Here is a 24,355-nt window from a genome sequence, read left to right as displayed (position 1 = left end):
CCATGGCGCTGCGCATCCACGGGCCGGGGACCGGCATCCAGGGGAGACGCCGGCATGGCGGTTGACCTTTCCCCCGAGCAGGAACTGCTGCGCGACAATGTGCGGCGCTTCATGGAACGCGAGGTGGCGCCGGTGATCAACCGGCACGAGGCGGCGAAGAGCTTTCCCTTCGAGCTGCTCGGGGCCATGCGGGAGTTCGGCTATCTCGGCGGGCGCCTGCCCGAGGAGGATGGCGGCTTCGGGCTGGACTACGTCACCTGGGGAATGCTGCTGGAGCAGACCGGCTACTACTGGATGTCGCTGCGCACCCTGGTGAACATCACCAACGGCGCGATCAACCGGCTGCACGCCTTCGGCACGGCGGAGCAGAAGGAACGCTTCCTCAAGCCACTGCTGGAGAACACGCGCCGGGCCTGCTTCGGCCTGACCGAGCCCGATACAGGCTCCAACGCCGCCGGCGTGCAGATGCGGGCGGACCGGCGCGGGGACAGCTATGTCCTGAATGGCCGGAAGATGTGGATCACCAATGGCGCGAACGCGGATTTCGCCATCGTCATTGCCCGGACCTTCAGCGAGACCTGTGACGGCCAGCTCTCCGCCTTCATCGTGGAGCGGGAGGTGGCGAACTACGATGTGCGCCCGCTGGACACGATGGTGCTGCGCTGCACCGGCACGGCGGAGCTGGGCTTCAGCGACGTGTCGATCCCGCGCGAGAACCTGTTGGGCGAGGAGGGCGGCGCCTTCAGGAACGTGCTGAAGGGGCTGAACGCGGCGCGGGTGAACATTGCCATGGGCGCGGTCGGCGCGGCCCAGGCGGCGCTGGACCTCTCCGTCGAGTATGCGAGGACGCGCAAGCAGTTCGGCAAGCCGATCGGCAGCTTCCAGCTGATCCAGAAGCATATCGTGGACATGACCATCCGGACGGAGGCCGCGCGTGCCCTGTCCTACAACGCGGCCACGGCGCTGGATCGCGGGCGGGACGCGCGCACCGAATGCTCCATCGCCAAGCTCTATGCGACCGAGGCGGCGCATGAGGTGGCGAATATGGCGCTTCAGGTGCATGGGGGGCTCGGCTATTCCACCGACTACCCGATCGAGCGGATCTTCCGCGACACGCGCGGCGGCATGATCCCGGAGGGGACGACGGAGATCCAGACCCTCATCGCGGGGCGCGAGATCCTCGGGCTTTCGGCGCTGACATGAGGGAATTCTCGGATCTCACCCCGCTTTTCGACCCGCGCTCCGTCGTGCTGGTCGGCGCTTCGGAGCGGGAGGCGAGCGTCGGCGGCCGGACGCTCGCGAATGTCCTGGACCATTCGGATTTCGGGGGCACGCTGCATCTGGTGAATGCCACGCGGCCGGAAATCCGCGGCATGCGCTGCTTCAGGCGGGTGGCGGAACTGCCCGCGGTGCCGGAGCTGGCCGTGATCGCGGTGCCGGCGGCGGGGGTGATGGAGGCGCTGCGGGACTGCGCCGCGCTGGGGGTGAAGTTCTGCGTCATCCTCACCTCCGGCTTCGGCGAGACGGGCGATGAGGGGCGCGCGGCGGAGGCGGAGATGCGCGCGCTGGCGGAGGCAAGCGGCATGCGCCTCTACGGTCCGAACTGCCCGGGCGTGACCAACATCAACAAGCGCCTGGGCTTCACCTTTTCCCCCGCATTCGCGAATGACCTGCGGCGCGGGCCGATCGGGCTGGCCACGCAGGGCGGCGGGCTCGGGCGCAACCTGCTGCAATCCATGGAGCGCGGGACAGGCTTCGCCCTCTGGTGCTCCACCGGCAATGAGGTGGACCTGCAGGTCGCCGACTTCATCCACTACATGGCCGGCGCGCCGGACGTGACGGTGATCGGCACCATCCTGGAGGGAATCAAGGATGGCCCGCGCTTCCTGGCCGCCGCCCGGGCGGCGGCGGAGGCGGGAAAGCCGGTCGTGGCGCTGAAGGTCGGGCGGTCGGAATACGGGATGCGCGCCGCGGCCTCGCACACGGCATCCCTCACAGGCTCGGCGGCGGTGAACAGCGCGGCCTTCCGGCAGCTCGGCATCATCGAGGTGGACGATATCGACGAGCTGGTGGACGTCGCCTCCCTGCTGGCGCGCGGACGGCCGCGTGGCGGCGAACGGATCGCGGTATTCGGCTCTTCCGGCGGCGCCTGCGCACTGGCGGCCGACATGGTGGGGCAGGCCGGGCTGGTGCTCGCCGAACTGGCGCCGGAAACCACGGAGGCGCTGGCCGCGCGGCTGCCTTCCTATGCCGCGCTGGGCAATCCGGTGGACACGACGACGGTGACGCTGACCAATCCCGGCGTGATCGAGGAGACGCTGGCGGTGGTGGCGAATGATCCCGCCGTGTCCCTGGTCATGATGCCCATGCCGCTGGATTACGGCCCCGTCTCCCACACCGTGGCGCAACGGATGGTGGCGGCGCAGGGGCATACGCAGACCCCGCTGGTGCCGGTGTGGATGAGCGAGCGGACGGGCGCCGCCTATCGCTGCTTCGCCGAGGCCGGGATGGTGCCGATGCGCAGCCTCCGCAACGCCGCCAAGGCCTTCCGCCGCTTCGTCGACCATGGCGCCTGGCGGCCCGGCACCATGCCGGCCGGGCTCGGCGCCGGCCTGCCGGAGACGCCGCTGCGCACCCTCTCCGAGGCCGAGGGCAAGGCGATGCTCCGGCAGGCCGGGCTGGCCGTGCCGGACGGCGTGCTGGCCCGCAGCGGCGCGGATGCCGCGGCCGTGGCCGCGCGGATGGGCTTCCCCGTGGCCTTGAAGATCGCCAGCCCCGATATCCTGCACAAATCCGATATTGGCGGCGTGGTGCTGGGGCTGCGCGACGCGTCGGCGGTGGAGGCGGCCTTCGCGGCCGTGACCGAGGCTGGCGCGCGCCATCACCCCGAAGCCCGGATCGAGGGGGCGCTGGTGGAGCGCATGGCGCCACCGGGCGGGACGGAGATCCTGCTTTCCGTCTCGCGCGATCCGGTGCTGGGCCATGTGATGACCTGCGGGCTGGGCGGCATCCATGTGGAACTGCTGCGCGACGTGGCGCATCGCCTTCTGCCTGTGGATGCGGCGGAGGCCGGGCGGATGCTGCGGGAATTGCGCGGCTTCCCGCTGCTGGAAGGATTGCGAGGCGCCGCGCCCTGCGACCTGGACGCGCTGTGCCGGGCCATGGCGGCGCTTTCGGCCCTGGTGGAGGCGCGTCCCGAGGATTTCGAGGAGATCGAGATCAACCCGGTGCGCGCCGGGGCGGAAGGGGAGGGCGCCTTGGTGCTGGATGCGGTTGTGACGCTGCGGGATTGATGGGTTGCTTCCCGGAGAGGGCTCTGCCCTCTCCGGACCTCACCCGCCAAGGGCCTGAGGCCCTTGGAACCCCGTCTGGCTGCCGCGGATACGGTGCAACACGGGGTTTCAGAGGTCTCATCCTGCCTCTGCAGTCGCCTCGGGTCATGGACCCGAGGCGCGCCGTCAGCCGAACTTTTCCAAACTTCTAGAAAAAGATGATGGTGAGGGGTCCGGGGAGAGGAAGAATTCCTTCTTCCTCTCCCCGGGACAGACCGCCAGAGCAGGACCGTACCGAGACCTAACCAGCCTGAAGGCCCCCGCTGCCCAGGGCTGGCGCTTCCTTCAGCGGTGCCATGCCTTCCAGCCGCACGGGGAAACGCGCCAGCGGCCCCGACGCCGTGCCTTCCATGGCGCCGCGTGCGACGTGCTGGGGGAAGCCCGCCACTTCTCCTGGCGCGAGGACGGGTGCGGCGGGGATGTCGGCCGCCAGCAGCCGGGCGAGCAGGGGTTCGCTTTCCTCCTCCGCGCATCGCGCGGCGATGAGGGCGTTGATTTCCTCCGTCAGAGGCGCGCGCTGCGCCATGCGGGCATGCTCCGGCGTGTCGAAGGGCGCGAGTTCCATGGCGCTGGTGAGGCGCGCCCAAAAATGATCCTCCAGCGCGGCGATGCTGATGGAGCGGCCATCGCGGCAGGAGAAGGCGCCATAGGCCGGGCGTGCGAGGGAGAGGCGACGCTGCGCTTCCAGCGTTTCCGCACCGGCGCCGGAGAAGCGGCCGAGGCGGGGATTCAGCCAGTGCAGCGCGCATTCGGTGATGGCGATGTCGAGATACTGGCCGCGGCCGGTGACGCCACGCTGGATCAGCGCCGCCAGCACCCCCGCAAGGCCATAGACCGAGCCACAGAGATCGGCGACGGGCACCCCCGCATGGCCGCCCGAGAGGGATTTCAGCCCGGCGACGGAGAGATAGTTCAGGTCATGGCCCGGCACGGCGGCATAGGGGCCGTCCTGCCCATAGCCGCTGAGGGAGGCATAGATGAGGCGCGGATTCACCTCGGCGAGTTCCGCATGGCCCAGGCCGAGGCGGGCCATCACGCCGGGGCGGAAGCTTTCCACGAGCACGTCGGATTCGGCCGCGAGGGCGCGGGCCTGGTCCCGTCCTTCCGGCTGCTTGAGGTCGAGAAGCAGGCTGTCCTTGCCGCGGTTCACGGCGCCGAAGACGCCGGGCGACATGCGGCGCACCGGATCGCCGGCCGGCGGGCGCTCCACCTTCAGAACCGTCGCGCCAAGCTCCGCGAGGCAGGTGGTGAGAAAGGGCCCGGGCAGCAGCTCGGAGAAATCGAGCACGCGGATGCCATGCAGCGGGCCTGGCATCAGGCCATCCCCGCCATCGCGCCGCTGCGGGCGGGCAGGAGCGGGCTTTTGCCGGGGCTTGGAGATTCGGGGGCGGCCCCGCGCTGTTGAATCACGCGTCTTCTCCGGAAAGGCAGGCCACGGGCCGCGTCCGGATGCTACGAGATATCGACGGAGTATGCGATATCTCGGACGAATTCGGTGGGGTGCGATCCTGCCCCTGTGGTGACGATGGGGCGCCGGCTGTGCCGGCAGCCCCAGCATGCCCAGCCCGAGCCCGCTGTGCTGCGCCTCAGGCCGGGCTGAAGCCCCAGGAGGAGGAGCGAGTGTCGGGTTGGCTGCCCGGCAGGCTGGATGGGCGGATCCCCATTCCCGGACGAAGCGGGGCCCGCCAGGCGGACGGGCGCGTGGGGCAGGCCAGGGTCCAGGGCAGCCGGGCCGGCGCCCTGCCCGCCTGTGCCGCCGCCCGCATGGTCTGCGCCGTCTCCGGTGTTGCCAGATCCACCAGCAGGTCGAGCGGAGGCCGGCAGGCCGGGACGGGGGGCGCTTCTGCCTGTTCCGCGGCCCTGAGGTTGAGGACCATCGGTCCGAGCGTGCGGGCCGCCTCGCGTTGGGCGAGTGGCAAAGGCCAGTCCGGATGGGCCGCCCCGAAGGTCTCCACGGCCTGTTCCCAGGCCTCGATCTTGAGGAATCCTCTGGCAGCGGCCGATCGGTAGACCTGCACGGCCTGGCGCGCGGCCAGCACATCCAGGTCGGCGGGAGGGGCTTGGAGGGTCTGTGGGTCAGGCATGAACAGAAGGTAAACACAGAGCGAAGGATTCGGGAACGCGATTCGTGCCTCACCGCTCCCTTCGGGCGCGCGGTGTATCAATCCTGCGGAGCGCGGCGGATGGTCAGCGCGTTCAGGGGCCGCGGGGCAGGCGGGTCCTTGCCGGCCGGCCAGCCCTCGCGCTGCCGGGTGCGGTCGCCATCCGCCTCGTCGGTCTGGTCGTGGAACAGCACGGTGCGGGTGGGATAGGGCATGTCCACCCCCGCTTCCTGCAGGGCCCCGCGGATGGCGGCAACGGCGCGGCCCTGGGCCGCGACCACCTTGCTTCGCGTGCTGTCGGTCCACCAGCGGACCCGCAGGACCACGCCCGATTCGCCGATCTCCCAGGCCCGGGCGTCCGGCGGCGGGTCCTGCACCACGCCCTCCACGCGGGAGAGCGCGGCGAGGACGGCGGCGGCGGCGGCATCCGGATCGTCCGCGTAGCCGATCGTCACGTCGCACTGGCTGCGCCGCACCGGGTAATGCGTCCGCACGACGATGCTGCGCGTGTAGAGATTGCTGTTGGGGATCACCACGCGCTGGCCGTCATAGGTCTTGATGAGGGTGGCGCGGGCCTCGACATGCTCCACCGTTCCCTCATGGTCGCCGGAGACGATCTGGTCGCCCACCCGGAAGGGCTGGGAGTAGAGGATCATCATCCCCGAGAACCAGTTCTGCAGGATGTCGCGGAAGGCAAGGCCCACGGCGAGGGAGCCGATGCCCAGCGTGGCCAGCAGGTCCGAAGGCTTGACCGAGGGGAAGACGATCGTCGCGAAGACGAGGACGCCGGCCAGGATGAGGGTCCAGCGCAGGAAGCCGCCGAGCAGCTCGCCCAGGTCGTGCCGGCGGCGGCGCTTGAAGGCGAAGACGATGGCCCGCCGCGCCGCCCAGCCACCGATCCAGAACCCGGCCAGCACGGCCAGGCCGATGCCGATATTCGGCAGGAGCCAGAAGAAGCCCTCCACCAGGCTCTGCATCTTGCTGGTGGTGAGCTGTTCGGGGTCTTGCATGGTCTGTCCCGGCTGTTCCGCTGGGCAACAACGCCGGGATGCTGGCCGGGTTCGGGCAAGGGCGCCTCGGCCGGGGCGGGGGTGCACGCCGCCGCGATCTCCATGCAGACTGCGCGGCCCCGGCCAGGAGAGAAGCCCCCGTGACCTACGACCCGACGACGCACCAGCCGCGCACCTTCCATGATGCGGTGCCGCGCTTCCTGGCCGGGCAGGACACGCCGCGCGACTACCTGGAGCGCTGCATCGCCACCATCGAGGCGCGCGAGCCGGAGGTGCAGGCCTGGATGGCGCTGAACCTGGAGGGCGCGCGCGAGGCCGCGGATGCCGCCACGGCCCGCTACCGGGCGGGGCGGCCGATCGGGCCGGTGGACGGCATGCCGACTGGCGTGAAGGACATCCTGCAGACGCATGACATGCCCACCAGCCTGGGCATCGCCGGCAACGAGAATGCCCGCACCCGGCAGGACAGTGCCTCGGTCTGGGCGCTGCGCGAGGCCGGGGCGGTGATCCTGGGCAAGACGGTGACGACGGAGCTGGGCGGCGCGCATCCCAGCAAGTCCCGCAACCCCTTCGATGTGCGCCGCACGGCCGGCGGCTCCTCCAGCGGATCGGGCGCGGCGGTGGGGGCGGGCATGGTGCCGGCGGCGCTGGGCACGCAGGTCGTGGGCTCCATCATCCGCCCCGCGGCCTTCAGCGCCAATGTGGCGATCAAGCCGAGCTTCGGCGCCCTGCACCGGGGGGAGCGGCAGGGGCTGAGCCAGAGCTGCCTGGGCGTGCATGCCGGGGCGGTGGAGGACATGTGGCATGTGGCGGCCGAGATCGCGGCGCGGGCGGGCGGGGATCCCGGCCATCCCGGGCTGGGCGGCACGCTCGCGCCGCCGCCGCCACGCCGCCCCGCGCGGCTGATCGTGGTGGAGAGCGAGGGCTGGGAGGCGACCGGGGCACCGACGCGGGAGGCCTTCGCGGACCTGCTGCGCCAGCTGGCGGATGAGGGCGTGGAACTGCTGCGCCGCGGCGACAACCCCCTGATCGAATCCTTCGAGCGGAGCATCCTGGATTCCGTGACGATGAGCATGGGGCTGGTCGCCTTCGAGAATCGCTGGGGCCAGGCGAATCTCCTGCGGCTGTTCCCGGGCCAGCTGAGCGACACGACCATGGCGCAGATGGACCATGCCAATGGCATGACCGTCTCGGACTACCGCGACCTGCTGGCGCGCCGCGCGGAGGCGAGGCTGCGCCACGCCGCCATCGCGCCGCTGGCGGATGGCATCGTCACCCTTTCCTGCACGGGCCCCGCGCCGCTGCTGGAGGATATCGTGCACCGCCCCACCGGGCGCACGGGGAACACGGGCTTCAATGCCTGGACCTCGCTGCTGGGCTGCCCGGCGGTGACCCTGCCGCTGCTGGGCGTGGAGGGAATGCCCGTGGGCGTCCAGCTGGTGGGCCAGCCGCAGCAGGACGAGGCGGTGGTGGCCATGGCTCGCTGGCTGGGCGCCACGGCGAAGCCGGTGGTGCGCTAGCGCCCGCGCCGGGGCGCGTTATCCCGGCCTTAAGGGCACGGCGCGATCCTCGCTGGATAGGACTGACAGCGAGGACTCCCGGGGATGCGCATACGCACTCTTTTCCTGGCCTGCTTCTGCGGCATCGCCCTTCCTGGTGCCGGGGCCTCGCTCTGGCTCGCGGGCTCCGGCTGGTCGGCCTGGGACAGGGCCGAGGAGGCGCGGCGGATCACCCGAGCGGTGAGCGATGCGCAGCGGGCCCAGACCGCGATCGCGAGCGAGATCGGCGGCTATGCCTCCATGCTGCGCATGCCCTCCCCCGATGCCGGGGAAGCGCGGCGGATGGCGGCGGTGACGGACCAGTTCCTCCGGGCCGCCGAGGGGAGCGCGACGGCCGGCGGCTTCGATGCGGGGCTGGTGCGGGACCTCGTGCCACGCGTGGCCGATATCCGCGGGCGCGTGCTGGAGGCGATGGCCAGGCCGCTGGAGGCGCGGGACCAGGCCCTGCCGGCAGCGAGCCAGGCGCTTCGGAACCAGGGTGTGGAGGCCATGCGGCGGCTGGCGGCGCAGGGTTCGGCCCGCGCCGCCGGGATCTCGCCCCGGACGGCGCTGCTGATGGAGATCGCCGGCGCCGTGATGGATGTGCGCGACTTCGTGGGGCAGCGGAACGTGCTGATCACGAGCTGGGTGAGCGGCGTGCCCGTGCAGCAGGCCGCCTATGACGACGCGACGCGCTTCACGGGACGGGCCGAGCAGGCATTCGCGGGCGCAAGGCGGCTGATCACGGGGATGCCGGAGGAGGAGGCGCTGCAGGCCGCGCTGCGGGCGCAGTAGCGCAGCTTCGTCCAGGACTCGGAGCTGCGCTGGCGGGAGATGCTTTCCCTGGCCCGTGGCGCGCTGGCGGGGCAGGCGCCGCGCTGGCCGCTCCCGGCGCCGGAATACCGGTCCTGGTCGGTGGGCGTGCAGGCGGAGATCCTGGGCCTGCGCGACGCGGTTCTGGACGAAGCCATCGCGGAGACCGCCGCGCTGTCCGGCGAGGCGCGCATGGGCTTCCTCGCCTCCGCGGCGCTGGCGCTGGCGGTTTGCGGGCTGACGCTCTTCTCGGTGTTGCTCCTGCTGCGCCGGGTGCTCGGGCCGCTGCAGGAGATGACCGGGAGGGTCGGGCAGATCGCGTCGGGCGAGCTGGAGGTGCAGGTGCCCGGCCGTGGCCGGGGCGATGAGTTGGGCGAGATGGCCGAGGCGTTGGAAACCCTCCGCGTCGGCGCGATGGAGCGCCGGGACCTTGCCGCCGCGCAGGCGCGGGAGGCGGAGGCGAAGGTGGCGCGGGGCGCGCGTGTCGATGCCCTGCTGCGGGGCTTCGAGGCGGAGGCGGCGGAGGTGCTGCGGGGGGTGGCCTCGGCCGCGGTGGAGCTGAACGCGACAGCCGGCGAGATGGCCGGCACGGCGCAGGACGGCGTGGCGCGGGCGACCTCGGTGGCCGCGGCCTCGGAGCAGGCGAGCGCGAATGTGCAGACAGTGGCGGCCTCCGCCGAGGAGTTGGCTTCCTCGATCGCCGAGGTCTCGCGCCAGGTGGGTTCGAGCGCGGAGGTGGCGCGGCGGGCGGCGGGGGATGCGCGGGCGACCGACAGCGCGGTGCAGGGGCTTTCGGAGGCGGCGCGGAGCATCGGGGATGTGGTGCGGCTGATCAGCGACATCGCGGGCCAGACGAACCTGCTGGCGCTGAACGCGACCATCGAGGCGGCCCGCGCCGGGGAGGCCGGGCGGGGCTTTGCGGTGGTGGCGAGCGAGGTGAAGACCTTGGCGGCCCAGACCGCGAAGGCGACCGAGCAGATCGGGGCGCAGATCGCGGCCATGCAGGGCGAGACGGAGCGGGCGGTGCTGGCCATCGGCGGGATCGTGCGCACGATCGAGGAGATGAACAGCATCACCACCCAGGTGGCGGCGGCCGCCGAGGAGCAGACGGCAGCCACGCGCGAGATCGGGCGGGCGGTGGCCGAGGCGGCTTCGGGCACCCAGGAGGTGTCACGACACACGGCGGGCGTGACAGAGGGCGCCGAGCGAACCGGGGCGGCCGCTTCCCAGCTCCGCGCCGCCTCGGCCGAACTCGCCCAGCAATCCGAACAGCTCCGGGGAAAGGTTGACGGCTTCCTCGCCGAGATCCGGGCGGCCTGAGCGATCGTTGGAACCTGTCTGACTACCGGGGACAGGGCGCTCCTATGCATGCCGGCGCCTCCGGGCATGGACCGGAGGCATACCGTCAGGGGCGCTTTCAGACCCAGCCGCGTTCCCGGAAGGGACCGAGATCGCTGCCGGGCGGGGCGTACCAGCCCCCGGTGCGGTAGCGGGCGCCAAGGCGGAGGGCGGCTTCCTTGTTCCCAAAGGGAATCCGGAGGGGTGTATCCCCGCCCGGCAGATCCTCCGGCGGCGCATCGGCCGTAGCGCGGGTGCGCCGCTTGCGCGATGGGGCAGCGGCGGCATCGGGTGCGGGCTTTCGCGCAGCGCGGCGGCGGGTGGCCGGGCGTTTCGCGGGGCTGGCGGGCGCTTCCCCGCTCCCGTCCTGCCGGCCGGCATGCTGGTCCAGGAAGGCGCGGCAGGCCGTGCCGGAGGTGGCGTAGTCCGCTGGCGGCTCCAGGCCCTTCTGCCGGGCCAGGCTTTCCACATAGCGCTTCATGGCCGGGGTGGGGGCGCCCCGCATGGGGCGTGCGCGGGACGAGCCCCCGCTGGCGAGCAGGCTGGGGTCGATGCGCTCCGCGCCGTCCTGCAGCCGGGCGATGATTCGACTGGCCTGCGCGCAGACGGCGTCGATGGCGCCCATCATCTCCTGCTGCCCGACCAGCACCTCGTCCAGCAGGCGTTCCATCTGCGCGGTCACGCCCGGATCGACCAGGGCGGGGTCGGCCTTCTCCAGGATCCCGTGCAGGGCAAGGCCGCGCGGCGTGGGCACGATGTGCTTGCCATCGGCCATCAGAAGTTCCTGTGTCTTCAGGCCGCGGATGACCTCGGCGCGGGTGGCGGGGGTGCCGATGCCCTTGGCCTCCTTCAGCCGCTCCTGCAGCGCCTCATCCTCCACGAAGCGCCAGGCATTCTGCATGGCCTCGATCAGCGTGCCCTCGTTGTAGCGCGGCGGGGGGCGGGTTTCCTTCGCCTCCACCTCGGCATCCTGCAGTCGGGCTGGTTCTCCATGGCGGAGCTGGGGGAGGAGCTGCGCATCCTCGCCCCGTTCCTCGGCGGGCTGCCAGTCCGGGAAGGCGGCGCGCCAGCCGAGTTCAATGGGCTGGCGGCCCGTGGCGCGGAAAGGATGGTTCCGCACATCCATGGTCACGGTGGTCTGCCGGTAGCGGTAATCCGGCATGGTGGCGGCGAGGTAGGAGCGGGCGATGACGTCAAACAGCCGCCGCTCATCCGTGGAGAGGCGGGGCCAGACCTCGCGCAGCGTCTCCACCGTGTTGGCGTTGGGAATGACGGCGTGGTGGCTGGCGCCGGCCAGGCCCTTGTCATGGAAGGCGCCGCCCGCGCCGCGGCGGATCACCGGGTTCTCGGGCAGGGGGATCGTGGCGAAGCTGCGGCCCACGCGCAGCCCGGCGATGATGCGCGGCACGTCCCCAACCAGGCTTTCTGGCAGGTAGCGCGTCTCTGCACGGGGGTAGGTGATGATCTTCTTCCCCTCGCCGTCATAGAGCTGCTGGGCGAGTTCGAGGGTGCGCGCGGCGGACCAGCCGAAGCGGGAGCCGCAGAGCTTCTGGAGCGAGGGCAGGTCGTGCAGCCGGGGCGGGGATTGCCGCTTCTCCTCGACCTTCACGGCGAGCGGGCCCTCGAACCCCTCGGCCAGGGCTGCGATGGCCTCGGCCTCCTCGCGCTTGAGGATCCGCTCCTTCGGCGCGTGGCGCATGCGCAGCGTGCCGCCCTCGGCCCGGGCGGTGGCGACCACCTCGAAATAGGCCTGGGGGACGAAGTTGCGGATCTCCAGTTCCCGCCGGCAGACGATGGCGAGGGTGGGGGTCTTCACCCGCCCCACGCCGATGACGCTGCGCGCGCCCTTGGCCAGGGTGACGGTGGCGGTGCGGGTGAGGGAGAGGTTGTAGATCTGGTCCGCCTGGCGCCGGGCGACGGCGGCGGCGTAGAGCCGGGCGAATTCGTCATTGGGCCGGGCGCGGGCGAAGGCCTCCCGGATGGTCTGCGGGTCCTGGGCCGTGAAGATCACGCGCATCACCCGGCCGCGGTATTTCAGGTGTTCCAGGATTTCCTGGCCGATGAGCTGCCCTTCCCGGTCGCAATCCGTGGCGAGCCAGACGCATTTGGCCGAGCGCAGCGCCTGGCGGATGGCCTGGAGCTTCGGGCGCTTGTTGCCGCCCGAGGCGGGCTTGGTGGGATAGAGGCCTTCGGGGCGCAGCAGGACAGGGGACCAGCGCTTCCATTCCGGCACGGCCTCCTCGGGCTCGACCAGGTCGAAGAGATGGCCCTCGGCCGGAAGGATGGCGCCGTAGCGATGGCCGACCGCGGCGCGGACATCCTTGGCCTGGCTGGTCTTCTCAGTGATGACGATCTGGTCGGTCATGGGCGCCCTTAGATGTTCTCTAAAGGTTCCAGGAGCGATTTTCCAGTCCTTGCGCCCGGGTGAAGGGGGCGGGCACCGGCGCCCCTGCCATGCTCAACGTCTTCGTCGGATGCGGTCCGCTGGCGGCGATCAAGGCCTGTGCCCGGCGGGCCTTCGGCCTGGTCCGGCTTCAGTCGGAATGCCGCGCCGTCAGCACATCATCCGTCTCGGCAACCGGGGCGGTGTCGCGCGCCATGCGGATGAGGTGCTGGACATAGGCGCGGGTTCCCGCGCTTCCCAGGGCTTCCGGCTCATGCAGCGGGATATGGGCGGTGCGAAGGCGGAACCGGTCCAGCAGCGCGCCATCGGCCTGCAGGAAGGCTTCGCTGTCCCGCATCTCCGCAGGGATATGGGCGTGGAAAAACACGGCCAGGGCCGACAGGTAGTCGATCGTTGCGGTGAGGGCTTCTGTGCCGGGATCGGACATGGGGGTCACGGAGTTGTGAGCTTGTGTCCTAGACATGACCTGCCGGCAGCGGAGAGTCCAGAGATAGTTGTGAGGGCGGCAGCCCGGGTATAGCCCGGGCTGCGCATCCGGCCGGTTCAGGCAGGAACAGTGGCCCGGATCGGGCCGCGCGTGGCCCAGTTGGCCGCGACCGCACCGAGCCCGACCACGACCATCACAGGCCAGAAGGCCGCGTAGCTGCCGGTCTGGTTCACCAGGATGGCCGCGGCGCCGGCCCCGAGGAAGCCGCCGATCTGGTGGTTGAAGAAGCACACGCCATAAAGGGCACCGAGATCGGCCACGCCGAAGCGGCGGGCGATGGCCGCCGCCGTGAGCGGCACCGAGCCGAGCCAGATCGAGCCGAGGACCGCGGCGAAGAGCAGCGTGCCCCATTCCGTGACCGGCAGCACCGCGAACAGCGCAATGGCCACGGTGCGCGTGAGGTAGATGAAGCCCAGCCCTACCTCCGGCCGGATCACGTTGCCCAGCTTCCCGCAAAGCCAGGAGCCCGGGATGTTGAACAGCCCCACCAGCATCAGCGAGGTGGCGCCGAGCCAGGGCGGCATGCCGCACAGGGCCAGATGCGCGGGCAGATGGGTGGTGAGGAAGGCCAGCTGGAACCCGCAGGCGAAGAAGCCGAGGGTGAGCAGGGCGAAATCCCTCTCCCGCAGGGCTTCGCGGGCGAAGCGCGGCAGGTCCGAAATGGCGCGGCGCGGCGCGGCGGCATCGCGGGGGCGCCATTCCATCACGCGCGCGGCGGGCAGGATCATCAGCGCCGCCAGCCCCAGCGCGCCCAGCGCCGCCGCGGCGCCGACCCAGCCGATGCCGATCTGCGCATAGGGCACGAGCAGCGCCTGTCCCACCGAGCCGCCCGCGGCGGCGATGCCCATCATGCTGCTGCGGCTCTCGGCAGGCGCCGCACGGCCGACGGCGGCCACCACGCTGCCCGTGCCCGTGCAGCCCACGCCCAGCCCCGTCATGATGCCGATGCCCAGCACCGCCGTGACCGCGGAGGGATGGATGGCGACCAGGGCGAGGCCGAGCACATAGAGCGCCCCCCCGGCGGCCGCGACGCGCCCCGCGCCGTAGCGGTCGCCCAGGGCGCCGGTGATGGGCTGGGCAAGGCCCCAGGTGAGGTTGTGCAGGGCGATGGAAAGGCCGAAGGCCATCGCCGTGATGCCTTCCTCGGCACCCAGGGGGAGAAGGAAAAGGCCGAAGGTCTGGCGTATCCCCATGGCCATGGAGGCCGTGACGGCCGCGGCGATGACCACGGCCCAGACGCTGGGATTCCTCATCACGCCTGCCCTTCGCTTTCCTGGACTTTCCTCTGTAGCGCGCTGCCGGCGCTGGCCACATGCGCGCGTGGCGCATGGCAGGCCGTGCTTTCCCGCGCGGTGGCGGCCCGGGGCCGGCCGGGCGCTTCACATCGGCCCAAGGGCCACAACATGCCCGCCGGGCCGGCATCGCCCGCAATCCAGGGAGCGGCATGGGATGAACACCGATCGGGCTGGCGCGGCGCGCCGCCATCTCCTCGCGATGCCGGCCGCGGCCCTGCTCGCCCTTGGCGTGGGCCAGGCGCGCGCTTCCGAGGACGCGGCCTGGGACGCGCTGCGGGCGGGGGGAATCGCGCTGTTCCGCCATGCCAGTGCGCCGGGCGGCGGTGACCCGCCCGGGATGCGGCTGGGTGATTGCAGCACCCAGCGCAACCTGGATGAGGCCGGGCGGGACCAGGCGCGGCGCATCGGGGAGGCGATCCGTGCCCGGGGCGTGCCGGTGGGGGCCGTGCTCACCTCCCGCTGGTGCCGGACGACGGAGACGGCGGAGCTGGCCTTTCCCGGCCGGGCCGCGGCGGAGCCGGCCTTCGACTCCTTCTTCGGCGGCCGCGGCTCGGCGGAGGAGCAGACCGCCGCGGCGCGGCGGATCCTGCTGCGCTGGAACGGCCCGGGGGCGCTGTTCGTCAGCACGCATCAGGTGAACATCACCGCGCTGACCGGGGTCTTCCCGGCCTCTGGCGAGGGGGTGGTGCTGCGGCGCGAGGGTGACGGGCTGGTGGTGGCCGGCCGTATCCGGCCGTGAGTCCCGGCCCACGCCGTGGCGCGGGCGGGCGGCAGGATGCAGGCTCCAGGGTGATGCTGCCGGCCCGTGGCGCCGGAAATGTCCCGCGCCGCGCGGTCAGTGCCGCACGAAGGAAAGGATGATCTCGAAGGCGATGAGCAGGAGGATGGCCGCCTCCAGCACCTCCGCACGGCCGCCCGCGGCTTCTCCGTGCAGGGCCGTGTAGGTCTGGCGGATGATGTCCAGCTTGCGGTCCACCGCCGCGCTCACCTGCGGCACGCGGAACAGGCCGATGGCGGCGCCGTAGACACGGGCGAGATACACGTCCTCCGTCACCTGCAGGGCGTTGTCCACGCGCTCGGCCAATTGCGTGACCTCCGCGACGAGGGTGTGGAGCTGGCGGGCCAGGCGGGCATAGTTGCGGGAGCGGAGAAGATTGGAGCGGCGATGCGCGGCCTCTACCAGGTCCCGCATGCGGGGCAGCTCGTCATCCAGCAGCTCGTCATAGCTGCGAAGCTCCAGGAGCTGCGCATTGGCCATTTCCAGCACATCGGCCACGTCGGTTTCGCGCCGTGGCTCAAGGATGAAGGCGCGGTCCCAGGTGATCACCGCCAGGTCGTCCGGATGATAGGAGAAGCGCTGCGCCAGCAGGTCGCGCCGCGCGCCTTCCGAAAGCGGGCGCTCCTCTCCGGAAAGGAGGGGGACGAGGTCGGCGCGCTGCTGCAGGGCCTCGGCCGTCATGGGCTCGCCCAGCTCGTTCACCACGGCGATGAGGTAATCCTCCTCCAGCGGCGCGGCATTGGGGCGGTCCAGCGCCTCGCCCAGCAGGTCCCGCAGCTGGGCGCGCAGGCGGGCCCAGATCTCCGCCCCCGCTTCCGGCCCGATGGCGCGGTCGATCCGGTTCACCAGCGCCGAGTAGGCGGGCCAGGACAGGCCGCTGGCGGGAAAGTCCAGCGCCAGGGCCACGATGCCGAAGTCGTAGAGGCGGAAGCTGGCTTCCGCGGTCAGCTCCTCGCCGCCGATGCGCAGGGACAAGGGGCCGAAGGACAGGGCCAGGGGCGGCACGCCGAAGGACACGGCCTTGGGCGGGGTGCCGGCCAGGCGGCTCCGGGTGCTGGCTGCCTGGGTCCGGCTCGCCCAGAGTTCCTCGGCCCGCTTCAGGTCGATCTCATAGGCCATGTCGAAGAGGCGAAGGGCGGTGACATGCCCCGATGCCACCATCACTTCGCCATGGGGCGGCTTGCCGTCCGGCATCGCGTCCTCCTTTCCCGTCCGGCCATAAGCTGCACGAAAGCACGCTTGCACGCTAACCGGGGGCGACATTATCCTGGCCCTGACCCGAAATGTTCATCTTTCCCGGCGACGCTTCGGCGGAACGGATCCGCGCAAAGGAGACTGGCATGCAGGCACCCACGAAGCGCCGCCCGGCGAAGCCGGCTTCCGCCGTGAAGGGAGGGGCGCGAAAGGCAGGCGGGGCGAGGCCGGCGGGTGCCAAGGCAGCGCCGAAGGCGGCACCCAAGGCGCCGAAGCCCGCCCGCATAAAGGCGGCCGCGAGCCGGCCCGCCGAGACAGTGGCGCCGCCGGAAAAGCCGCGCCTGCCCGAGGCTGCCCCGGAGAAGGCCGTGAAGCCCGCGGAGAAGGGGGCCAGGAAGCAGTCCAAGGAGCGGACCGATCCGCTGAACTTCCGCGTCTCGGTGGAATTCCGCCGGGCCTTCAAGCGGGCCGCCGCCGCGCAGGACTGCAAGAAGGTGGAGTTGCTGGAACGCATCTTCGCCGAGTGGACCGCGCGCAACGGCGGCTGAAAGGCGCCGTGCCCGGACCAGGCGTTAACCGACCGCGCACGGACACCGCGGTTTCATCCAGCTGTCACATGCCACCCTTAGACACGCGCCAAGGCCGGGATAGCCCGGCACTGCGCGTGGAGATGGTGCATGACCGCGACCTACTGGTCCCTTCGCAACCAGGGCAGCCTGACGCAGGACTGGACCGATACGGGGCTGATCACCGCCAATGACGACTGGTCCGGGGTGCCCTCCATCATCGGGTATCGCGGGGACGACATCACGGGGCTGACGGGCGCCGACCCGGCCACCCTGACTGGCGACGGCACTCCGGTGGTGGATGTGATCGCCAACCAGTCCAGCACCGCCAACACCGCCGGCGGGGTGGCCGAGTTCGAGCTGGCCAACCCGACCGTGGCCCTGCAGGGCTCGGGCACCGCGGATGCGCCGAATCTTGTGATCCACCTGAACACCGTGGGCGTGCGGGATGTGCGCCTCTCCTTCGCCGCGCGGGACATCGACAGCACGGGCGACAATGCCGTGCAGCCCATCGCCGTGCAGTACCGCATCGGCGAGACCGGGGCATGGACGAACCTGCCCGAGGGCTATGTGGCCGATGCCACCACTGGCCCGGGCGAGGCCACGCAGGTGACGAATGTCTCCGCCGCCCTGCCGGAGGAAGCCTGGGGCCAGGCCCAGCTCCAGCTGCGCATCATCACCGCCAACGCCTTCGGCAGCGACGAGTGGGTGGGCATCGACGACATCGCGGTGACGGCGGAACCGGTGGCGGGCAGCACCGTCTCCATCTCCGACGCCGTGGTGGCCGAGGGCGACGAGGGAACGCAGTTCCTTGTCTTCACCGTGACGCGCAGCGACGAGGACAGCGCCTTCACCGTGGATTTCGCCACCGCCGCCGGCACCGCGACCGAGGGTGTGGACTTCTCCGCCCTTACCGGCACCGTCAGCTTCGGGGTGGGCGACGGGCTGACCCGCACCATCACCGTGCCCGTGATCGGGGACACGGTGATCGAGGCGGATGAGACCCTGACCATCTCCCTCTCCAACGCCACGGGCGGGGTCTCGATCGGCGATGGCGAGGCGACCGGTACCATCCAGAACGACGACGTGCAGATCACGCGCATCTTCGATATCCAGGGCGCCGGCCACACCTCCGGGCACCTGGGCGAGGAGGTGGTGACGCGCGGCGTGGTCACCGGCATCTACCGCAAGGGCAACAACGAGCGCGGCTTCTTCATCCAGGACCCCGAGGGCGACGGGAACGACGCCACCTCGGATGCCATCCTCGTCTTCACCGGCGGTTCCTATGCCGATGTGAAGGTGGGTGACATGGTCCAGGTGGCGGCCACGGTGGCCGAGTACACGCGTGGCGGCCAGGCCGGGAACCTGTCCGTCACCGAGCTGACGGGCGCGACCGTGAGCAAGATCGGCGAGGTTGCGATCAACCCGGAGACGGGGCTGCCGGTGAACATCACCCCCGTGGTGATCGGCAATGGCGACGCCCCCGGCGAGCGCGTGGTCCCCTCGGGTGAGTTCGGGGACGACCCGGAAACCGGCAGCTTCGACATCGGCAGCCATGCGATCGACTTCTGGGAGTCGCTCGAGGGTATGGCGGTGACGCTGGAGGGTTTCCAGGCCACGGCCCCGTCCTCCTCCTTCACGGAGAGCTGGGGCGTGACCAACGGGGCCTCCAACCCCGACCAGACGCCAAATGGCGGCGTGATCGCCACCGAGGAGACGCCCTTCGTCAGCCATGAGCCGGGCCAGGAGGGCAGCTACGACTTCAACCCGGAGCGCGTGCAGCTCGAGAACGACCTGGACAACGACAAGGACGGCAATCTCGACTTCTCCTGGACCAACAACACCGGCGCGCAGTTCGGCGATGTCACGGGCATCGTCCACTACGACCGTGGCGCCAACGAGGTGCATGTGACCCATGGGCAAGCGCCCGTGGACACGCTGACCGAGAAGGAGGTGACCACCATCGAGGCCCATGCGGACCGCATCCGCATCGCGAGCTTCAACGTGGAGAACCTCTCACCCAATGACGGGACGCCGGTCCTGGATGCCAGCCCGGACAAGCTGGACAGGCTGGTGACCGCCATCCGCGACAACCTGAAGCTGCCCGAGATCATCACCCTGCAGGAGGTGCAGGACAGCAACGGCACCACCGACAACGGGGTGGTGGACGCCACCGCGACGCTGCGGGAGCTGATCCAGGCCATCTACAACCAGACCGGCAAGCTCTACGCCGCGATCGACGCGCCGCCGGAGAACAACCAGGATGGCGGCGCCCCCGGCGGCAATATCCGCGTGGCCTACCTCTTTGATCCCGAGGCAGTGCGCGCGGCCGGCACGGCTGAGCTGGACGGCTACAACAACCTCGCCCTGGTCGCCGGCTCGGATGATCCCTCCACCCCCTATCAGGAGTTGATCTACAGCTACCCCACCGCGAACCGGATCGGCCATGACGCGCCGGAGTTCGATCCCTATGTCGATGCCGCCGGCGCCAGCCAGGGCGGCACGCGCAAATCGGTGCCGGTGGTGTTCGAGAGCGTTCTGAGCGGCGAGAACTTCCTGGTCGTCAACAACCACTTCAATTCCAAGAGCGGCTCCAACGCCCTGTTCGGCACCGAGCAGGACACGCCGTTGCCGAACGAGGACATGAACCAGTCCGGCTACCGCCGCACGGCGCAGGCCGAGGCGGTGCGCGACTATATCGAGGGCGTGCTCGGCGCGATCCCCAAGGTGGTGGTGACGGGCGACATCAACGAGTTCCAGTTCTTCCCGGCCACCAAGGTGCTGACCGGCGCGCTGGAGATGGTCAGCAACTGGGCCGGCGGCGCGGCGGAGAACACGCCGCCGGTGCTGGTGGAGGGAACGCAGATCCTCTTCCCCACCGTGGACAGCCTGCCCGAGAACGAGCGCTACACCTATGTGTTCGAGGGCAACTCGCAGGTGCTGGACCAGATCCTGCTCTCGGCGGCGGCCAATCGCGGCATGATCTACGACGCCGTGCACATGAATGCCGAGTTCGCCGACCAGATCTCGGGCCACGACCCCTCGGTCGTCTCCATCGTCATGCCGCGCTCCGCGGGGATCGCGACCGAGGGCGATGACCGGCTGGATGGCCGCAGCTTCGGCCAGCGCTACGGCAAGGCCACCGACCTGAAGGGCGACGACATCCTGCAGGGGCTGGGCGGCAATGACCGCATCGCGGCCGGCACGGGCGACGACGTGCTGGATGGCGGCGACGGGAACGACACGCTCTATGGCGACGAAGGGCGCGACATGCTCATCGGCGGCGCGGGCAATGACCGCCTGCTGGGCGGGGCGGGCGACGACCTGATGGTCGGTGGCGCCGGCGACGACACCTACTATGTCGATGATGCCGGCGATGTGGTGCTGGAGCTGCCGGGCGGCGGGGTGGATCGCGTCTTCGCCTCGGTGAACCACAGCATGGCGGACCAGGTGGAGAACCTCTACCTGAGAGGCACGGCGCTGCAGGGCACGGGCAATGCCCAGGCCAACCGCATCAGCGGCAACGCGCTGGACAATGTTCTCTCGGGCCAGGGCGGCGATGACAGCCTCTTCGGCCTGGGCGGGAACGACCTGCTCATCGGTGGAACCGGCGTGAACCGGCTCTTCGGCGGCGAAGGGGCGGATCGCTTCCGCTTCGACGTGGCCGGCGGCGCGGGGAACCTGACCCGCGTGATGGATTTCGCCAGCGGCGAGGACCGGGTGGAATTCGATGCCGCGGTCTTCACCGCCCTTGGCGCCTCGGGCCAGCTGGCGGCGGAGGCCTTCGGCACGGGCCGCGTGGCCACCACGGCCGAGCAGCACATCCTCTATGAGCAGACCACCGGCGCGCTGTTCTACGATGCGGACGGCGCCGGCGGCGCGGGCGCGGTGCGGATCGGGTCCTTCGGTTCCGGCACGGTGCTGACGGCCGCGGATCTCTGGGTGGCCTGAGCCGCCCTTCTCCCTCCGCGCCCTCTTCCCGGGGCGCGGGGCCGGGACACCGCCTTCACCCGCCCGGCCCGGGCGGGTGTAGGATGGCTGCTGCCGCCAGGCGGCCCATCCAAGGAAGGAAGCCATGTCCCAGCACCCGGAGACGATCGCCCTGCATGCGGGCTGGCGGCGCGATCCGGCCACCAAGGCGGTGGCGGTCCCGATCTACCAGACCACCTCCTACCAGTTCGACGATGCGGCCCACGCCTCGCGTCTCTTCGGGCTGGAAGAGCTGGGCAACATCTACACCCGCATCATGAACCCCACGACGGACGTGCTGGAGAAGCGCGTGGCGGCGCTGGAGGGGGGCGTGGCGGCGCTGGCGGTGGCCTCCGGCCAGGCCGCCTCGGCCATGGCGGTGCAGAACCTGGCCCATGCGGGGGACAACATCGTCTCCTCCACTGACCTTTATGGCGGCACCTGGAATCTTTTCGCGAACACGCTGCGCGACCAGGGGATCGAGGTGCGCTTCGTGGACCCGGCGGATCCGCAGGCCTTCCTTCGCGCCTCCGATGAACGCACCCGCGCCTGGTATGCGGAAACCTTGCCCAATCCGAAGCTGGAGGTCTTCCCGATCGCCGAGGTCGCGGCGCTCGGGCGCCCGATGGGCATTCCGCTGATCATGGACAACACCGCGGCGCCGCTGCTGGTGCGGCCCTTCGACCACGGTGCGGCGGTGGTTGTGATGTCCACCACCAAGTATCTTGGCGGCCATGGCACAAGCATCGGCGGGATCATCGTCGATGGCGGAAATTTCGACTGGGCGGCGCATCCCGCGCGCCAGCCGGCGCTGCACCGGCCCGATCCCTCCTATCACGGCGCGGTCTGGGCCGAGGCGGCGAAGGCCATGGGGCCGATCGCCTATATCCTGAAGGCGCGCGTGACGCTGCTGCGGGATCTCGGCGCTGCCATGTCGCCCTTCAACGCCTTCCTCACCCTGCAAGGGATCGAAACTCTGGCGCTGCGCATGCGCGAACACAGCCGCAATGCCGCGACCGTGGCGGACTTCCTGGCGGGCCGGCCAGAGGTGACACGGGTCATCCATCCAGGCCATGCGAAAGGCGCCGCGGCGGAGCGCGCGTCGAAATACCTCACCCGTGGCATGGGCGGCCTGGTCGGTTTCGAACTGGCGGGCGGAGTGGAGGCCGGACGACGTTTCATCGACGCGCTGACGATGATCTACCACGTGGCCAATATCGGCGATGCGCGCAGCCTGGCCATCCACCCGGCCAGCACCACCCATTCCCAGCTCTCGGCCGAAGATCAGCTCTCCACCGGCGTTTCGCCAGGCTATGTGCGGCTCTCCATCGGGCTGGAACATGCGGATGACATCCTGGCCGACCTCGCCCAGGCGCTGGATGCCTCGGGCGCCGGGCAGACGACCCTGGCCGCGGATTAAAGAGGCACTGCCGGCCTGGGGAGGTTTTCCCGGAGAGGGCTCTGCCCTCTCCGGACCTCACCCGCCAAGGGCCTGAGGCCCTTGGAACCCCGTCTGGCTGCCGCGGATACGGTGCAACACGGGGGCTCTTGGTCCCCATCCTGCCCTTGCAGTCGCCTCCGGTCATGGACCGGAGGCGCACCACCAGCCGAACCGCTCCAAACTGATAGAAAAAGATGATGGTGAGGGGTCCGGGGAGAGGAAGAATTCCTTCTTCCTCTCCCCGGGACAGACCGCCACCGCAGGATCAATCCAAAGCCGCGCGAGTCTTATTGCGGCCCGAGCTTCTCAATGAGAGGACGCAGCGCGTCCATCTCCGTCTCGGTCAGGTCGCTGAGCGGCGAGCGAACGGGGCCGGCGGAGTGGCCGACGATGGTGGCGCCGGCCTTCACGATGCTGACCGCATAGCCCGGCTGGCGGTTGCGGATGGCGAGGTAGGGGAAGAAGAAGTCCCGCAGGATGCGGTCCACCGTCGCCTGGTCCTTGCTGACCACCGCGTCGTAGAATTCCTTGGCCGTCTTCGGGATGAAGTTGAACACGGCGGAGGAGTAGGTGGGCACGCCCATGGCGAGATAGGCCTGGGCATAGACCTCCGCGGTGGGCAGGCCGCCGAGATAGGTCAGGCGGTCGCCGAGCTTGTTGTAGACCGCGACCATCGCCTCGATGTCGCCAACGCCATCCTTGAAGCCGATGAGGTTCGGGCAATCCTCGGCCACAGCAGCCAGGGTGTCCGGCGTGAGGCGGCAGTTGGCGCGGTTATAGACGATGACGCCGAGCTCCGTGCTGCGGCAGACCGCGGCGATATGCGCGCGCAGCCCGGCCTGGGAGGTCTCGGTGAGGTAGGGCGGCATCAGCAGGATGCCGGCCGCGCCCTGCTTCTCGGCCTCCTGGGCGTATTCGATGGCGATGCGCGTGCCATGGCCTGCGCCGACCACGATCGGGGTCTGCCCCTCGCAGGTCTGCACCGCCACGCGGGCGACATCGGAGAACTCGCGTGGGGTGAGGGAGAAGAACTCGCCCGTCCCGCCGGCGGCGAAGAGGGTGGCGGTGCCATAGGGGGCGAGCCATTCGAGGCGGGCGCGGTAGCCTTCCAGGTTCAGATCGCCATTGGGATGGAAATCGGTCAGCGGGAAGGAGAGCAGGCCAGTCGGCAGGACGGCCTTGAGTTGCTCTGGGCTGAATGACGTGGGCATGGGCAGGACTCCTCTGCCAGAGGTCATACAAGTGCACAACTTGTCAGACAAGTGGTCCGGGCGGCCGGATCAGCCTCCCTGCCGTGCCGTTTCCAGGGCCAGGCGCAGGCGTTCGCGGCTGTGGGAAAGATGCAGGCGCATCGCGGCCCGGGCCTCGTCGGCGTTGGAACGGGCAATGGCGTCTCGGATCTGGGCGTGCTCCATCAGAAGCCGACGGAGATAATCGGCCTTGGCGCGCTGGTCGCCCCGGTACAGGTCCACCCGGGTGCGCGGCAGCAGGCTGGGCGAGAGGCCGGAGAGAAGATCGGCGAAGTAGCTGTTCCCGGACATCCGGGCGACGCAGAGGTGGAAATCCTGGTCATGGGTGGCGGAATCATCCGGCTCCTCCAGGGTCTGCGCGAAGGCATGGGAGATGGCGTCCAGCTCCGTCAGCTGGGCCGGGCTGCGGTGCTGCGCGGCCAGGGCGGCGGCTTCCGATTCCAGCGCGATGCGGATTTCCACGAGCTTCAGCACATCTTCGAGCGGCCCGATATCGGCCGCATCCAGCCTTTGCGGCACGGGCACGGGCGCCAGGACGAAGGCGCCACGGCCCTGCTGCGTCTCGATCTGGCCGCTGGCGCGCAGGGATGAGATCGCCTCCCGCACCACGGTGCGGCTCACCCCGTAGCGCGCCATCAGCTCCCGTTCCGTCGGCAGGCGGTCACCGGGGCGCAACTCGCCATGGTTGATGCGCGCCTGGAGATCGCGGGAAACCCGGATCGTCAGCGGCAGGCGGCCACCTTCCCCGGTCGTGCCTGGCGTGACGGGGTTCGGGCTTTCCATGTCGGTCCTCGGCGTGTGCCTCATTTCTGGGCAGGGCAAGCAAGATCGCATGCCC

At 70.4% G+C, this 24,355-nt stretch carries 18 protein-coding genes and 1 pseudogene; 10 read left to right on the top strand and 9 right to left on the bottom strand.

The annotated features are described in order from the left end of the window. The first annotated feature begins 54 nt into the window (after positions 1-54). Both J8J14_RS11175 and J8J14_RS11170 read left to right on the top strand, forming a co-directional pair. The gene (locus J8J14_RS11175; protein ID WP_209379589.1) at positions 55-1,203 is read left to right on the top strand and encodes an acyl-CoA dehydrogenase family protein; all 1,149 of its coding nucleotides are present in this window, start codon (positions 55-57) and stop codon (positions 1,201-1,203) included. Beyond that, on the top strand, positions 1,200-3,293 hold the full coding sequence (locus tag J8J14_RS11170) for an acetate--CoA ligase family protein (protein WP_209379588.1): 2,094 nt from the start codon (positions 1,200-1,202) through the stop codon (positions 3,291-3,293). The genes J8J14_RS11175 and J8J14_RS11170 overlap by 4 nt, the downstream gene beginning before the upstream one ends. A 280-nt stretch (positions 3,294-3,573) precedes the next feature. Here the strand turns inward: J8J14_RS11170 and J8J14_RS11165 are convergent, their stop codons facing one another. From J8J14_RS11165 to J8J14_RS11155, 3 genes are all read right to left on the bottom strand, one after another. Further along, positions 3,574-4,647 (bottom strand): CaiB/BaiF CoA transferase family protein, encoded by a 1,074-nt coding sequence (locus tag J8J14_RS11165; protein WP_209379587.1) that lies wholly within the window; start codon positions 4,645-4,647, stop codon positions 3,574-3,576. A gap of 271 nt (positions 4,648-4,918) precedes the next feature. Continuing rightward, positions 4,919-5,416, bottom strand: coding sequence for a hypothetical protein (locus tag J8J14_RS11160; protein ID WP_209379586.1), 498 nt, complete (start codon positions 5,414-5,416; stop codon positions 4,919-4,921). Between the two features lie 77 nt (positions 5,417-5,493). Beyond that, positions 5,494-6,444, bottom strand: coding sequence for a mechanosensitive ion channel family protein (locus tag J8J14_RS11155; RefSeq protein ID WP_209379585.1), 951 nt, complete (start codon positions 6,442-6,444; stop codon positions 5,494-5,496). A 140-nt stretch (positions 6,445-6,584) separates the two neighbouring features. Here J8J14_RS11155 and J8J14_RS11150 point away from each other — a divergent pair, with 140 nt between their 5' ends. The 4 genes and pseudogenes from J8J14_RS11150 (at position 6,585) to J8J14_RS11140 (ending at position 10,115) form a co-directional block, all read left to right on the top strand. Then, positions 6,585-7,964, top strand: a complete 1,380-nt coding sequence (locus tag J8J14_RS11150) for an amidase family protein (protein ID WP_209379584.1) — start codon at positions 6,585-6,587, stop codon at positions 7,962-7,964. An 84-nt stretch (positions 7,965-8,048) separates the two neighbouring features. Beyond that, entirely contained in the window at positions 8,049-8,777 is a 729-nt protein-coding gene (locus J8J14_RS11145) for a hypothetical protein (RefSeq protein WP_209379583.1), read from the top strand. 39 nt (positions 8,778-8,816) lie between these two features. Continuing rightward, positions 8,817-9,188, top strand: a pseudogene (locus J8J14_RS25930) (HAMP domain-containing protein); the annotation flags it as partial. Beyond that, positions 9,174-10,115 carry a methyl-accepting chemotaxis protein gene (locus J8J14_RS11140; protein ID WP_456307513.1) on the top strand — a complete coding sequence of 314 codons (942 nt, stop codon included), beginning with the start codon at positions 9,174-9,176 and terminating at the stop codon, positions 10,113-10,115. The pseudogene J8J14_RS25930 and the gene J8J14_RS11140, both read left to right, overlap by 15 nt. Before the next feature lie 97 nt (positions 10,116-10,212). On the opposite strand, the gene J8J14_RS11135 is transcribed toward J8J14_RS11140, so the two are convergent. The 3 genes from J8J14_RS11135 to J8J14_RS11125 form a co-directional block, all read right to left on the bottom strand. Next, a complete protein-coding gene (locus J8J14_RS11135; RefSeq protein ID WP_209379581.1) occupies positions 10,213-12,498 on the bottom strand; it encodes a type IA DNA topoisomerase in 2,286 nt (761 codons plus the stop codon). A gap of 169 nt (positions 12,499-12,667) precedes the next feature. Next, entirely contained in the window at positions 12,668-12,973 is a 306-nt protein-coding gene (locus tag J8J14_RS11130) for a hypothetical protein (RefSeq protein WP_209379580.1), read from the bottom strand. Positions 12,974-13,080: 107 nt separating this feature from the next. Beyond that, positions 13,081-14,277: an MFS transporter gene (locus J8J14_RS11125; RefSeq protein ID WP_209379579.1), complete on the bottom strand. Its 1,197-nt coding sequence runs from the start codon at positions 14,275-14,277 to the stop codon at positions 13,081-13,083. Positions 14,278-14,473: 196 nt separating this feature from the next. Between J8J14_RS11125 and J8J14_RS11120 the strand changes: the two genes are divergently transcribed. After that, a complete protein-coding gene (locus J8J14_RS11120; protein WP_245215660.1) occupies positions 14,474-15,058 on the top strand; it encodes a histidine phosphatase family protein in 585 nt (194 codons plus the stop codon). 96 nt (positions 15,059-15,154) lie between these two features. Here J8J14_RS11120 and J8J14_RS11115 read toward each other — a convergent pair whose 3' ends face one another. Then, entirely contained in the window at positions 15,155-16,291 is a 1,137-nt protein-coding gene (locus tag J8J14_RS11115; RefSeq protein ID WP_209379578.1) for an RMD1 family protein, read from the bottom strand. Between the two features lie 146 nt (positions 16,292-16,437). Here J8J14_RS11115 and J8J14_RS11110 point away from each other — a divergent pair, with 146 nt between their 5' ends. The 3 genes from J8J14_RS11110 to J8J14_RS11100 all read left to right on the top strand — a co-directional run bounded on the left by J8J14_RS11110 (position 16,438) and on the right by J8J14_RS11100 (position 22,246). Next, entirely contained in the window at positions 16,438-16,839 is a 402-nt protein-coding gene (locus J8J14_RS11110; protein ID WP_209379577.1) for a hypothetical protein, read from the top strand. A 129-nt stretch (positions 16,840-16,968) separates the two neighbouring features. Further along, positions 16,969-20,808, top strand: a complete 3,840-nt coding sequence (locus J8J14_RS11105) for a Calx-beta domain-containing protein (protein ID WP_209379576.1) — start codon at positions 16,969-16,971, stop codon at positions 20,806-20,808. A 124-nt stretch (positions 20,809-20,932) separates the two neighbouring features. Next, positions 20,933-22,246 (top strand): O-acetylhomoserine aminocarboxypropyltransferase/cysteine synthase family protein, encoded by a 1,314-nt coding sequence (locus J8J14_RS11100; protein WP_209379575.1) that lies wholly within the window; start codon positions 20,933-20,935, stop codon positions 22,244-22,246. Positions 22,247-22,554: 308 nt separating this feature from the next. Here the strand turns inward: J8J14_RS11100 and kdgD are convergent, their stop codons facing one another. Both kdgD and J8J14_RS11090 read right to left on the bottom strand, forming a co-directional pair. Then, on the bottom strand, positions 22,555-23,478 hold the full coding sequence (gene kdgD / locus J8J14_RS11095) for a 5-dehydro-4-deoxyglucarate dehydratase (protein WP_209379574.1): 924 nt from the start codon (positions 23,476-23,478) through the stop codon (positions 22,555-22,557). 69 nt (positions 23,479-23,547) lie between these two features. Continuing rightward, entirely contained in the window at positions 23,548-24,300 is a 753-nt protein-coding gene (locus tag J8J14_RS11090; protein WP_209379573.1) for a FadR/GntR family transcriptional regulator, read from the bottom strand. Positions 24,301-24,355 lie beyond the last annotated feature (55 nt).

The organism is Pararoseomonas baculiformis (assembly GCF_017813395.1).
Taxonomy (GTDB): domain Bacteria; phylum Pseudomonadota; class Alphaproteobacteria; order Acetobacterales; family Acetobacteraceae; genus Roseomonas; species Roseomonas baculiformis.
The sequence above is the reverse complement of the archived record's forward strand: the minus strand, read 5'-3'. Positions and strand labels throughout refer to the sequence as shown.